The organism is Xanthomonas pisi DSM 18956 (genome assembly GCF_001010415.1).
Lineage (GTDB): Bacteria > Pseudomonadota > Gammaproteobacteria > Xanthomonadales > Xanthomonadaceae > Xanthomonas > Xanthomonas pisi.
This window is the reverse complement of record NZ_JPLE01000030.1, coordinates 13,903-28,091: the sequence shown is the minus strand read 5'-3', so window position 1 is coordinate 28,091 and position 14,189 is coordinate 13,903. Positions and strand designations below refer to the sequence as shown.

The 14,189-nt window shown below is 63.6% G+C and carries 7 protein-coding genes; 3 read left to right on the top strand and 4 right to left on the bottom strand.

The window, feature by feature from the left end:
• Positions 1-459 precede the first annotated feature (459 nt).
• Entirely contained in the window at positions 460-1,245 is a 786-nt protein-coding gene (locus Y887_RS07970) for a rhomboid family intramembrane serine protease (protein WP_046963834.1), read from the top strand.
• 86 nt (positions 1,246-1,331) lie between these two features.
• Here Y887_RS07970 and Y887_RS07965 read toward each other — a convergent pair whose 3' ends face one another.
• Entirely contained in the window at positions 1,332-2,429 is a 1,098-nt protein-coding gene (locus Y887_RS07965; protein ID WP_425445613.1) for a glycerophosphodiester phosphodiesterase, read from the bottom strand.
• A 252-nt stretch (positions 2,430-2,681) separates the two neighbouring features.
• Complete coding sequence (locus Y887_RS07960; RefSeq protein WP_046963832.1) at positions 2,682-4,988, bottom strand: TonB-dependent receptor; 2,307 nt, start codon at positions 4,986-4,988, stop codon at positions 2,682-2,684.
• Positions 4,989-5,183: 195 nt separating this feature from the next.
• Between Y887_RS07960 and Y887_RS07955 the strand changes: the two genes are divergently transcribed.
• On the top strand, positions 5,184-6,026 hold the full coding sequence (locus tag Y887_RS07955) for an acid phosphatase (RefSeq protein ID WP_046963831.1): 843 nt from the start codon (positions 5,184-5,186) through the stop codon (positions 6,024-6,026).
• Positions 6,027-6,961: 935 nt separating this feature from the next.
• On the top strand, positions 6,962-9,832 hold the full coding sequence (locus Y887_RS07950) for a TonB-dependent receptor plug domain-containing protein (RefSeq protein WP_248827420.1): 2,871 nt from the start codon (positions 6,962-6,964) through the stop codon (positions 9,830-9,832).
• Between the two features lie 102 nt (positions 9,833-9,934).
• On the opposite strand, the gene mnmE is transcribed toward Y887_RS07950, so the two are convergent.
• Positions 9,935-11,278 carry a tRNA uridine-5-carboxymethylaminomethyl(34) synthesis GTPase MnmE gene (gene mnmE / locus Y887_RS07945; RefSeq protein ID WP_046963829.1) on the bottom strand — a complete coding sequence of 448 codons (1,344 nt, stop codon included), beginning with the start codon at positions 11,276-11,278 and terminating at the stop codon, positions 9,935-9,937.
• A gap of 142 nt (positions 11,279-11,420) precedes the next feature.
• Positions 11,421-14,120, bottom strand: a complete 2,700-nt coding sequence (locus Y887_RS07940; RefSeq protein WP_046963828.1) for a polysaccharide deacetylase family protein — start codon at positions 14,118-14,120, stop codon at positions 11,421-11,423.
• Positions 14,121-14,189: the final 69 nt, after the last annotated feature.

The window sequence follows — 14,189 nt, the reverse complement described above, 5'->3', positions numbered from 1 at the left end:
ATTCGGGATTCGGGATTCGGGATTCGGGATTCGGGATTCGGGATTCGGGATTCGGGATTCGGGATTCGGGATTCGGGATTCGGGATTCGGGAATCGGGAATCGGGAATCGGGAATCGGGAATCGGGAATCGGAGTTGTGCTTGGCTGTAAGTGGTGGTGCAAGGGATGCCGCGGTTTTGGCTTGGTCTCTTGCCACTGAGCCCGGTCGGGGTCTTCAGCCTTGATCGTTTGCTACGCCGCCTACTGCTCGGCTGGGCTGCAGCGCACCACAGGCGATACCGGAACCTCGGTGCTGCGCCCGGGTTGCCACCCCAACTGCGGTGAATGCGTTGCTGCCGCGGTCTGCCTGCCGGGCTTCGTATCAGCCCGGCGGGCAGCAGGATTGTCCCGCCGCCGGATCCGGTTATCCCGCGCAAACGGGGCTTGCAAAGGCAAAACCACGCCGCCATCCGTGAATGTATGACAACGCATTCCCTCGCCCCCGATCCCACCACTCAGAGCCGCCTGGACCGCTCGCGGGTGCTGCGTGCCTTCAACATCAGCCTGGCTGCCGTGTTGCTGCTGGTGGCGGTATTCACCGCGCAGGGCATGTTCGACTGGCGCGCCTGGGCGGTCGCGCCACTCCAGGCGGACGGCCTGATCGGCATCCTGACCGCGCCGCTGTTGCACGGTTCGCTCGCGCACCTGGGCGCCAATGCGGCGGCGCTGCTGATCCTGGGCACGCTGGCGGGCAGCGTGTATCCGCGCGCCACCGCCATGGCATTGCCGTTGCTGTGGCTGGGCTCGGGATTGGGGGCGTGGTTGTTGGGCGAGCCTGGCAGCCGCCACCTGGGCGCCAGCGGCGTCACCCACGGCCTGATGTTCCTGGTGTTCGTGCTGGGCCTGCTGCGGCGCGACCGCCCGGCGATCGCCACCAGCATGATCGCCTTCCTGTTCTACGGCGGCATGTTGGTGACCATCCTGCCGCATGAAGCCGGCGTGTCCTGGCAATCGCATCTGGGTGGCGCAGTGGCCGGCCTGATCGCCGCGCTGCTGTTGCGCCTGCGCGACCCGCAGCAGGCCGGGCCGCGCTACAGCTGGGAAGACGAGGACGAAGACGCTGCCTGGGAAGTGAGCAACCCCGAACACGCGATGCTGGAACCGCCACCGCCGCGTCAGGTCCCGGTGCTCTGGCAACGCCAGGAAGACGGCTCGGAAAACGTGGTGCTGCACTTCCCGCCGCGCGAACGGCCACCTGGGACGTAGGAGCGCGCTTGCGCGCGATGGAGCGTTATCGGGAACGCTTCATCGCGCGCAAGCGCGCTCCTACAGACCGCAGATGCGTCCAACGTTTAACGCGTTGCACGCCCGCTCAACGCGCGCCGCGCCAGGCCCGGATCATCGGCGAAGAACGCATCGATGCCAGTGTCCAGATAGGTCTTGAGTTCGGCCAACGCACCTGCGTCGTTCCGCTCGGTGACCGGGCCGCTACTGCGGTTTTCCGCGGCCAGGAAATAATTCTCCGGACGGAACGTATACGGCTGCACCTGCAATCCGGCCGCATGCGCATCGCGCACCAGGCGGCTTGGCTGGCCCAGCCGCTGCTGCGCGTCCAGCGGAATGATGGCGCGGATGTCCGGCCCGATCGCATCGGCGTAGGTGGCAACCCGCTTGAGTCCCGCGGGGGTCATCAGGTCCGCATATGTCCCCGGCGCATCGCCCTTGCCTGCATCCGGCAGCGGCATCTGCGCTCCACCCAGCAACTGCAGCAGACGGATGTTGCCTTGCCGCCCGATCTTGCCGCGCAGGTAGCGCAGGTTGCCGGTCTCGAACGACTGGATCACCACCGGTGCGCTACGTGTGTATGCATGCGCCTGCAAGGTGGCCAAGACCTTGTCTTCCATCGGCAAGCCCAGCGCACTGAAATAGCTCGGATGCTTGATCTCCGGAATCAGCCCGATCGTGCGCCCGGTCGCTGCCGATTCTGCCGCGACGAAATCGATGATCTCGTCGAAGGTGACGATCTGAAACTGCCCGTCCCAACGCGTGCCACGCAACTGCGGCAATCGCTCGCGCGCGCGCAGCGTCTTCAATTCGCCCAAGGTGAAGTCTTCGGTGTACCAGCCTTCCATCGATTGACCATCGACGGTCTTGCGGGTCTTGCGCGCGGCAAATTCCGGATGGCTGGCCACATCGGTGGTGCCGCCGATCTCGTTCTCGTGGCGGGCGACCAGCACGCCATCCTTGGTCGACACCAGATCCGGTTCGACAAAATCCGCACCATCGACGATCGCCTTGGCATAGGAGGCCAAGGTGTGTTCCGGCCGCAGCGCACTGGCGCCACGGTGCGCAAAGATTTGCACCGTCTTTGCCAAAGGCGCCTCTGCCAATGCGGGCCCGCTCATGCCGACCATCATCGCCCCCAACACTAGAACACGGTGGAACTGCATGATGCATTTCTCCAACGAAAAAGCAGCCATCAACACCACGGTACAACCGCCAGGCGAGCGCGGCCGATGGTTGGTGCGGGATGTACGACGCGTACATCCCGCTTTCTCCGCATCGTCCGCACTCGCCTGACAACCACTCCTGAGTCTTACCAGCCACTCTAAAACCATCCACGTCGATCGCCACCGGAAATCAGTCAGCAGCCACAAGACAAGCTGTTACCAATCCCCAATCCCGACTCCCCAATCCCGTCCTCAGAACTTCGCATCCAAAGTCAAAAACACCTGCCGCGGCGCACTGGCGTGAAACGCCAGCTGCCGGCCGTTCGGATCGCTGTTGGCGAACGCGGTGAGGTTGGACGCGTAGCGCTTGTCGGTGAGGTTGGTGACATTGAGCGAAAGCTTGAGCGCCTGCAGCACGCCGACCTGGCCGAATTCGTAGCCGGCGCCGGCATCGAACGAGGTGTAGCCGCCAAAGCCCTGATCGTTGGTGTAGGTGTAGAAGCGCTCACCGGTGTACTTGCCGCGTAGATTGACGTTCCAGCCGGCGTAATTGAAGGCGATTTCGCTTGCGAACATGCGCTTGGGCGTATCCACCGTGGTCTTGCCGGCAGTGGGAATGGTCACGCCGTTCTGCACGTAATTGTCGTCGTAGGTGGAGCGGTTGATCGAGGCCGAGTTGTACCACTGCAGGTAGCTGGTCGGCTTCCAGATCACCGTCAATTCTCCGCCGCGGCTGCTCACCGAGCCCACGTTGAAGAAGCGCGTGGTGCAAGCCGGCGTGGTGCCCTGCTGGATGCTGGCGCAGGGATTGAGCGAGAGCAGCCGGTTGTCGAAGGTGACGTCGTAGCCGACCAGCGAGGCTTCGAAGTGATCGCGCACGAAGCGATAACCGGCCTCCATGGTGCGCGACTTCTCCGGCTCCAGCGCGCCCACGCTGGCATCGAACGAGGCCTGGGTCACCAGCAACGGACCACCGGCACCACCGCCCTGGAATGCGGCGATATTTTCCGCATAGGATGCAAACACTTCCTGGCCTTCGGCCAGCCGATAGCCCAGCCCGATCTGCGGCAGTACCGACTCGCTGGCCTTGATCGACCCGGTCGCCACCGGCGCTTCCACCGCGATGCCCGGCGTCTCGCGTGCGGTCATTTCGGTGCTCGGGCTCTTGATGCCCAGGTCCAGGCTCAGACGCTCATCGAGAAACTTGAAGTTGCCCTGCACATAGAACTGCCGCGTGGTGATCACGTAGTTCTGCGAGAACAGGCGGCGGTTGGGATTCTGCAGGAACTTGTCGTCGTCCACCGGCCCGGTGATCCAGTAGAAATTGCGCTCCACATCATGGTGATTGCGCTCGTACCACAGCCCGGCTTCCAGATGATGCGGGCCCAGATCCCACCCCAGCGAGGCGATGCCGCCGGTGCGGTTGATCCAGTAATTGGTGCTGCGGATCGAGATCGGCAAGGCCTGCGGCGTGCCCGGGTTGGACGCCTGCCCCGGCGACCACCAATGGCCTTGCCCCTTGTTCTCGTGGTGATACACCTGGGTATGCAGGCTGATCGCATCGTTGGGCTGGAAGTCCCCGGCCACGTAGAACAGATCGTCGTCGCGCAATGCGCGGCTCTGGTAATACGCATCGTCCACGTTATCCACGCCGCCGCTGAAGCCGCAGCGTGCGGCATTGCGCGTGGCCGGCGCGCAGTACGCCGCCGCCAGTGCGCGATTCCAGTCCGGCGCATACAGATTCCAGTCCCAACCCAGTCCGCGCGCCATGCCGCTCTTGGACAGATAGGAATAATCGGCCTGCGAGGTGCGCGAGGTGTCGGCGAACGCGGTCAGCTTGCCGCCATCGAACTGGTACACGCCCTTGGCATTGAACTGCCGCGTGGTGGTCGGCGATTCCGGACGCGCCCACATGTCCGCGGTGGCTTCGATGCCGGACAGGTATGCAGAAAATCCGTTGTAGTCGCCGGTATCCACGCGCAGGAAGGTGCGACGGTTGGCATCGGACCCCACCGTCTGCGACACCTGGCCGCCGAACACACTGGACGGGTCGGCCGAGTAGTACTGGATGGTGCCGCCGAGGTTGCTGGTCGATGCAGTGCCCAACGCACCGATGCCCGACGCCAGCTCCACGCCGCCGAAGTTTTCTGCGATCAATGCGCGGCTGATGTTGAGGCCGTTGTAGTTGCCGTAGGCGTTGTCGCCCAGCGGCAGACCGTCGAGCGTGTAGCCCAGACGCGTTCCGTTGAAGCCGCGCAGGCTGATCGTCTGCGACTCTTCATTGGCACCGAAGGCATCGTTGGATTGCACGTTGACGCCCGGCATCCGGTTGAGCAGCTTCTGGATGCTGGTGCCTGGCGGCAGCACCGGGATGTCCTGCTGGGTGATGCGCTGCACCTGGCGCGTTTCGCCCTGGCCAATCACCGACACCGCATCGAGTTGCTGCACGGTGGAGCCGGTATCGGCGGACACGTCGGCCGGCGTATCGGCAGCACGTGCGGCCGGCGACAGCACAAGCGCGGTGAACACGGCAGCACTTAACAGATGGGTCTTGGGCATGAGAGGCATGGGGGAAGAGTCAAAAGATGACGGCAAGCGTGCGACAGCTGTCTTGCGTCGATGCGACGCTCAGATGACAGTGCCGAGACAACTGCTACGTATCCCGCGCTGCGACTGCGTTGTGCTGGCATGCACGTGTCATCTGCACGTCGTAATCTGCGCGCTCTTCCAGTCGTGCTGCTTCGAGGAATCGTCATGGCCCACCGCATCGCTCGCCACTGCCAATGGACGCTGGCAAGCCTCGCCCTTGCCGCCTTGTTGATCGGCAGCGGCGTGGCCACTGCGCGGCAACCGGCCAAGCCGGCCGGTTCGGTGCTCGCCAGCGACGCGCAGGGCTACCTGGAAAAACAGCAGCTGCCCGACAGCCTGCAGTTGGTACCGCCCCCGCCGCAGGACGGCAGTGCCGCGCTCGCCAACGACGAGGCCATCGCCAAGGCCATGCTCGGACTGCGCGGCACACCGCGCTGGGACCTGGCCACGCGCGACGCGGTACTGAGCTTTCCCGACGCGGCCAGCCACTTCAGCTGCGCGCTCGGCGTGCAGATCGATCAGGCCAGCACACCGCATCTGCTGCGCCTGCTCGAACGCAGCATGCGCGACGCCAGCAGCAGCACCAGCGCCGCCAAGGCACGCTATCAGCGCCCACGCCCGTTCATGCGCAACGAACAGCCGATGTGCACCCCGGCCGACGATGCGGCCCTGCGCAAGAACGGTTCCTACCCGTCCGGCCACACCGCCATCGGCTGGGCCTGGGGCCTGATCCTGTCGGAAATCGCTCCCGCCCAACGCAACGCGTTACTGGCACGTGGCCGCGCCTTCGGCGATAGCCGCCTGGTGTGCAACGTGCACTGGCAAAGCGACGTCCTGCAGGGCCGCATCATGGGCGCGGCCACTGTCGCCGCGTTGCACGACAACCCGCAATTTCAACAGGATCTTGCTGCCGCGCGCAGGGAGATCGCAACGGCCAAGCCGGTCGCACCGGATGCATGCGCGGTGGAAACAAATGCCTTGCAGGCCGTGCTGCCAGAAGTGCTCTAGGCAGCAGCCAAGCCTGTTCTGCGAGCAGGCAGCTTCCATCCCGGCCTGGGCGCATCGTCTGGGCGCAGTGTTCTTGTTGAACTGGTGGGCCAGCGCCCATCAGGCACCATGCGGCCGACGCACGTGCGACAGCGATGTGGGCGCTCCGCGCGCCAGGAACGCTTGCAATAGCGCGCCAGCGATGATCGATGCGCCGCTGATTGATGGATCCGAGCAGCCGAGCCACGCAGGACCGGCATCAGGCCGGAACTGCCGTGGAGTTTGCTGCTGGCGCTCCCGTCGACTTGGACGCCGCTTCAAGACCGCATTCTCAACGTAGTGCTGATCCAGCCTGGTATCCCTGATCGGTGGACCCGCGCTGCCTGGTCACACAGGGTCGATCTGCGCGCATCGCTCGAGCAGGCGCGATGCCTGTTCCGCAACATCCGACGCAGCACGCCGGCGCTGGCCTCGTACCGCTTCGAGCGCCCGACCCCCTGCCTCAGCGGCACCGATCCAGCGTCGATGCACGACGGCCGAGTACTTCATTCCCATACAGCATCCGCACGTCCAGATCTCGGCCCAAAAGCACCGGATTTGCCAAAAATTGCCGGATGATGACATTTCCGTACATATTCGATTAATCTTCAGACAGGCTTCAGGAATGTGACATCCGTTCAGGTTGTCGCCAAGACGTCCTGAATCCCAGCTCCCCCTCGACTGCGCTTGCAGTCGAGTCCCACGTCTGCAGTGTTCGCGACCGAGTTCATCAGGAGAGAGGAATGACGCGTCCAGGGGTCCGTAGTTCGTTGTCCAGGAACATCAAGCGCAGCGCGCTGAGCTTGGCGCTAGGCATGTGTGTCATCGGAGGAGTACAGGCGCAGAGCGCGGTTGGCTCCATTTTCGGTAGTGGGCAGCCCGGCAGCACAATCGCCATCCAGAGCCCTCAGACGGGTGTGAGCCGTTCGGCCACCGCCGCTGCAGATGGCAGATTCACGTTCAGCCAACTCCCCCCGGGCAAATACATCGTGACCTCCAACGGGCTGACCCGAGAGGTGGAGGTCAAGGTCGGTAGCGGCGCGCAGGTATCGCTTGGTAGCGATGCCACCACGCTGGACCGGGTGGAGGTGGTGGGCGCGCAAGCGTTCAACCCCATCGACGTCTCCTCGGTGGAATCGACCACGGTGTTCACCGCTGAGCAGATGGTCTCGCTGCCGGTGGCCAGCGACGTGTCTTCGGTCGCGCTGCTCGCGCCTGGCGCGGTCCGGGGCGACAGCGGGCTCGGTGAAGGCAACCTTGCCTCGTTCGGCGGATCGTCGGTGGCCGAGAACGGCTATTACATCAATGGCTTCGACGTGACCAACATGCGCACGTTCCTGTCGTTCGCCAACCTGCCGTTTCAGAGCATTGGCCAGCTGCAGATCAAGACCGGCGGGTATGGCGCCGAGTACGGCCGCTCGCTGGGCGGCATCGTCAGCATCGTCACCAAAGCCGGCTCCAACGAGTGGCACTACGGCGGCAGCGTGGAATGGGCACCGGACTGGGGCGCGGCGGCAGGTAAAGACGTGCGCGAGCGTGACCCCGACGCATCAGACCCGCTGTACCAGTACCGCAGCGACGATCAGTTCGACAGCACCATCTACTCTGCCTATGCCAGCGGCCCACTCATCAAGGACCGCTTGTTCTTCTTTGCAATGGTGGAAGGCCGCCAGGAGACTGAAGACAACTTCTACGCGCTGACCAGCCGGCGCGTCAGTGACACGACCCCGCAGGGCCTAGTCAAGCTCGATTGGTACATCAACGACAGCAACCTGGTCGAATTCACCGGCATCTACAATCAGGCCAAGACCAAATACCGCACCTACGAATACGCCACCGACGCCAACGGCGATAACCGCTACAACATTGGCCGGCACGAAGTGCCGATCGAACAATACGAGATGGAAAACGGAGGCAAGATCGGCATCCTCAAATACACCGGCTACTTCACTGACAACTTCACGTTATCGGCGCAATACGGCTATCTGAGTAATCTGATTGACTCCCGCCTGCCGGCCGATCCGGCCGGCAGCGAATGCCCCTGGGCCTACAGCTTCGGCCTGACCACCAGCGTGGTCGACCGGTACATCGGCTGCAACCCGGGCACGATCTCCACCATCGCCGACCGCAATGCCGAGCCGGACGAAGACATCCGCAAAGCGTTCCGTATCGATGGCGAGTGGGTCCTGGGCGATCACCGGCTGCGCTTCGGCGTGGATCAGGAAAAGTACGAATCCAGTCACCGTGGCCGGACCTATGCCGGTGGCATCAACTGGGCGTATTACACGGTGCCTGGCAATTCGGTAGCCACCGGCGCGTTCGCAGGCCGGCCTGGTCGCACGGTCAACGGTCAGCTGGTACCGCGGAATGCGCTGTACGCACGTTCGCGCGTGTTCCAGAGCAGCAGCTCCACGTACGAAAACACCAACAGCGCGTTTTACCTGGAAGACAACTGGCAAGTCACCGAAAACTTCCTTGCCGTGCTGGGCTTGCGCGGTGAGAAATTTGAAAACAAGAACGGCGATGGCGTTGCCTGGATTGAATCCGATTACAAGATGGCACCGCGCCTGGGCTTCTCCTGGGATGTGCTGGGCGATTCCAGCTTGAAGCTGTTCGGTACCGCAGGCCGCTATTACATCCCGGTGGCGACCAATTCCAGTATCCGCGCCACCGGCGCCGAATCGACCGTGTCCAACTGGTACTTCGTCAATGGCTGGAGCGAAGCCGATGGCACGCCGGTGGGCCAAGGTGCGCAGATTGGCCAGACCCAGACCAATGGCTCACTTGCTGCACCCAACCCCGCATCAGTTGCTTCCACCAATCTCTCTCCGATGTATCAGGATGAAGTGATCCTGGGCGGTCAGCTACAGCTGACGGAAAACTGGATGGCGGGCGTACGTATGATCCGTCGCGAAGTGAAGTCGGGCATGGACGACACCTGCACGACCAATCCCTGGATCGATTGGGCAGCGGACAATGGCTATCCAGACTTCGATCCGAGCACGGTTCCCAACTGCTACTTCTTGAATCCTGGCAGTGATGTGACCATCAACGTCGATCTGAACGGCGATGGCGAACTGGAATTGGCCACGTTGCCGGCCTCATATCTTGGCTTGCCCGAATACCGCCGCCTGCACACTGCGTTGGAGTTCTTCTGGGAACGCACCGGTGACAAGTTCAACTTCCAGGGCTCTTATACGTTCGCCAGGACACGCGGCAACGTCGAGGGCTACGTCAATTCCACGCTGGAACAAGAGGACGCCGGCCTCACCCAGGACTTCGATCACCGCCTGTTCACCGATGGCACTTATGGGCCGACCCCGAACGATCGCCAGCACACCCTGAAGCTGTTCGGCGCCTACACCCTCACGCCGGAATGGCAGTTTGGCGGCAATCTGGTGCTGCAGTCCGGCCGTCCGGTCAATTGCCAGGGCTACATCCCGCTGGACGACATCCCCCAGCCCGATCAAGGGACGCTGACCGGGTACAGCGGCTCAAGCTTCTACTGCTTGAACGCCGAGGGTACGCGGGTGCTGCGTCAGCGTGGCGATGAAGGGCGCACACCCTGGACCTGGACGTTCGACCTGGCGGCGGTGTACATGCCGAATTGGGCCGACAACAAGCTGCGCATCAAGCTTGATGTCTTCAACCTGTTCAACAACGACCGCGTCACCGAGTACAACGAGTTCAGTGAGGCCTCGCGTGATGTGATCAGCCCGAACTACTTGAACGATGTGAACTATCAGACGCCACGTTCGTTCCGGTTGACTGCCCGCTACGACTTTTAAAGAGTCGCATCGATGTGTGGTTTACGAATCCGGCCTGAAAAGGCCGGATTTTTAGTTATCGATTCACGATTCTTCGTCGCGACCGCATCGCAGAGCGCTGCCTCACTTGCCGATGCAGAAGCTCGAAAAGATCTTGCCCAGCAACTCGTCGGCGCTCAGCTTGCCGGTGATCTCGCCCAGCGCTGCATGCGCCAGGCGCAACTCTTCGGCGGCAAGTTCGAGTTGTTCGAACCCCAGTTCCAGATCGGCTGCGTCCGCATGTTGCTCGGCACGTCGTAGTGCATCCACATGCCGGGTGCGTGCGGAGAATTCGCCGTCCACACTTTCGATGCCGTCGCCTAACGCCAGCTCGCGCAGGCGGGTATGCAGCTGCTCCAGTCCCAGGCCGGTCGTTGCCGAGACCGCCACTGCGTTGGCATCGAGCAGCGGCGCGCCGTGGTCCAGCAGGTCGCATTTGTTGTGTATCCACAGCCGACGCGGCACCGCGTCGATGGCATCGCCGATGGCATCGCGCGCGGCCTGCGGGTCGCGTGCGTCGAGCACCACCAGCGCCAGATCGGCACGCTGCAATTCGGCACGCGCGCGGCGCATGCCCTCGCGTTCGATCGCATCGCCGCCATCGCGCAGGCCGGCGGTGTCGACCAGGGTCAACTCGAACCCATCGAGCTGGATCGCTTCATGCAAGGTGTCGCGCGTGGTGCCGGCCACATCGGTGACGATGGCACGATCGCTACCGGCCAGCGCATTGAGCAACGAACTCTTGCCTGCGTTGGGCGGTCCGATCAACACCGCATGCAAACCATCGCGCAGCTTGCGCCCGCGTTCGGCATCGCGCAGCAGCTGCGCCAGCAATCCACGCGCCTGCTGCAATCCTTCGCGTACTTGTGTGCCGCCCAATGTATCGAGCGGTTCGTCGGCAAAGTCGATCGCCGCTTCCACATGCACGCGCAAGCGCGTCAGGCGCTCGCTCACCGCATCGATGCGGCGCGAGAACACGCCGTCCAGCGAACGCCGCGCCGCACGTGCCGCGCGCGCATCGCCGGCAGCGATCAGATCCGCAATCGCTTCGGCCTGGGTCAGATCGAGTTTGCCGTTGAGAAATGCGCGTTCGCTGAACTCGCCGGCACGCGCCTGGCGTGCGCCCAGCGCAACGCACCGTGCAACCAGTTGGCGCAACACCACCGGGCTGCCATGACCCTGCAGCTCCACCACGTCTTCGCCGGTGAAACTGCGTGGCGCGTCGAACCACACCGCGATGCCGTCATCGATAACATCGCCCTGCGCATCGCGAAAGCGCGCGTAGTGCGCATGCCGCGGCTGCAATGGCGCAATGCCCAGCTGCGTTGCGATCTGTACCGCCTGCGGCCCGGACAACCGCACGATGCCCACGCCGCCGGTTCCGGCAGCACTGGCAATGGCAACGATGGTGGAGGTTGAAGCGGACATGGGCACTGCTCTTGCGTGGACGGGAAATCAGACAGGTCATCGAATCGCCGGCATCGCCTTCAGGCGCATGGCCGGTGGCCGGGCGTTGGATGGCACGCGTTTTTCTTCCAGGCGCACATGCCCACTTGCCCGCCAGCGTGCATCAAAGTGCCTGCAACTGCGCGCGCGCCTGCGCCGCACCGCTGCCTTGCGGCTGCAGTTCCAGATAGGTGGAGTACGCCTTGCGCGCCTTGTCGCGCTCGCCCGCCTTGGCGTAGGCATCGCCAAGATTGAGATACGCCACCGCGCGCGATGGATCGATCTTGAGCGTGTTTTCCAGCCAGCGCGCCGATTCGACAAAGCGCTCCTGGCGGTAATACACGAACCCGAGATTGTTCGCCGCCAGCGCAAAATCAGGGCGCAGCTTCAGGGCTTCGGCAAATTGTTCGGCGGCTTCGGCGTAGCGTTTTTCCTTGTACAGCTGCAGGCCACGCTCGTTTGCCAGTTGCGCACGTTGGCGGTCGCTGCTCTTCACTGCGGTCGGCAGGACCAGCTTGGCTTCGCCGCCTTGCAAGGTCTTTACCGTGACCGGCGCCGCTGCCACCGCCGCGCCGGTGGTCGTGGCGGCAGGACGCGCCGCATCCACGCGTCCATTGAGCGCGATCGCATCGGCCGACAACTGCGCGGTGCCGGCAGTCAGGAATTCTTCGCCGCTGGGCACCTGGAACACGAACTCGCCGCCTTGCGAACCCGGCAGGCTGCCAAATGCCGGCGTCTGCGCCGACACCGCCGATACTGCTGGCGCGACATACGCAGCCAGCTCGGTGCCGGTGATCAAGCCATCGCCATTGAGATCGCCCTTGCCGGCCAGCGCCTGCAGCAGCACCCAGGTAAAGACCGAATGTCCGTTCGGGCCGCTATCGGCCACTTGTTGATCGGCACCACCGGCGGTGAGCATCTGGCGCGCGATCCGCCGCGCGTTCTCGCGCAGGTAGGCACTTGAGGTCGGCCCGCCACGCGTCAACCCAAGCCCGCTGTAGCAGGCATCCATTACGAACAAGACGTGCTTGGCCTGCAGGCTTTCGGCGATATTCTGCAGGTCGCTCATCGCAATCGCATCGCTGGCCAGATGCTCCGGGTCCGAATCGACCGGAATGATGTAGCCCAGGTCGCGCCCGGAGGCGAGCCGACGCGTGGCACCGTGGCCGGCAAAGAACACAAACACGCGATCGTTGGTCTGCGCGCGTCCCTCCCCAAGCCGGTCATGGAAGGCGGCGAGGATATTGTTGCGGGTGGCTTGGCTGTTCTTCAGCACGATCACCTGCGAGGACGGAAATCCCAGCGGCCCGGTCAAGGTACTGGCGATCGCCTGCGCATCGTTGGCCGCGTATTCGAGCTTGGGCCAGTGCGCGTAGTCGTCGATTCCGATCACGATGGCCCACGACTTGGCATAGCCGGTGGTCACCGTTGCGTCGGCCACCGCACTGGGTGCCCGTGCCACCGAGAACTCGCGGCCGTTCCAGCCAGCGAACTGGTAGCCGTCGGCGATCAGCCGATCCAGGATCTGCGGCAAGGCTTTCACCGCGCGGTCGTGGATGTCGTGGAACAGCACGATGCCGCGCTGTTCCTTGTTGACCTGGTCGAGCACGCGCTGCACGATCGATTCGGGTACCGGGTCGGCCCAGTCCAGCGAATCGATGTTCCACATGATCGATTTCAGCCCGGCTTCGCCCAGGAGCTGCAGCCCTTCCGCATTGCGCGCGCCATACGGAAACCGGAACAACGGCGCACGTTTGTCGTCCACCGCACGCAGCAAGGTGTCGGTGTCGAGCACCTGGCTGCGCAGCGCATCGCCGGTGGTCTTGGACAACTGCGCATGGGTCAGGCTGTGATTGCCTACCGCATAGCCTTCCTCCATCAGCGTGTGGCTGATCTTGGACAATGGCGCCAGCTTCGGTTTGCCATCGGCGTCCAGGCTGCCGAGATTCCGCCCCACTTCGAAGAACACGCCAGGGACGTCGTAGCGCTTGAGGATCGCCACGATCTCTTCGGTATAGGCCTTGTGCGGGCCGTCGTCGAAGGTCAGCACCACCGTCTTGGGCGGCAGGTCGCGGCCGAATACTTCGCTGTCGCTATCGCGCGCGGAGAACGGATACGGCTCCACCACGCCGTGGTCGCGCAGGATGGTCTCGCGCGTGTACAACGTCCGCAGATGCGCCACGTAGTCGTCCCACTTTTCGCGCTTGGGCACGATCGCCCGGCTGCGATCGAAGCGACTGAAGATCTGCGTCAGCTCGGTGTTGTAACTGCGCTCGATCTCGTCCAGCGCTTCCAGGTCCTCGCCGATACGTTGATGCAGTTTCACTGCCGGCAGCGCCGAATCCTTGCCGATGCGCGCATGCAGCTCGCGCAGCACCTCGACAAACGCCAGGCGGTCGGCATCGAACAGATCCGGCGCCGATTCCACTTCGTCCAACACTGCGCCGATCGTCGCGAACCGGCTCGCATCTCTGGAGGTCAGGACCGTTTCGAACGCTGCGGCGATGCGTTCGCGTTGTTCCAGATTTTCATGGAACAGCTGCTGTCCCACGCTGCTGGAGGTGGCGCGATCGCGCGGGCTTTGTGTGTTCTCATCGGCCAGCAACACGATGATGCGGCGGTGCCGATCCAGCTGTTCGCGCAGCTGGGCAATCAGCGCACGCGCATTGTTTGCCTCGCCCGTTTGCGCAGCGGCATTGGCAGTGCCACCGGCCGCTGGTGCCGAAGCCGGGGTGCCGGCATCGCGCTTGCCACAGCCGGCCAGCGCCAGCAGTCCCACGCAGCTTGCGCACAGCAACAGGCGATGCAACGGCAATGGCTTCACGATGGCGTCCTTGGCGATGGCAACAAACGGAAACAGGCGTGCATGCAGAAAGCCCGCCTTGCGGCGGGC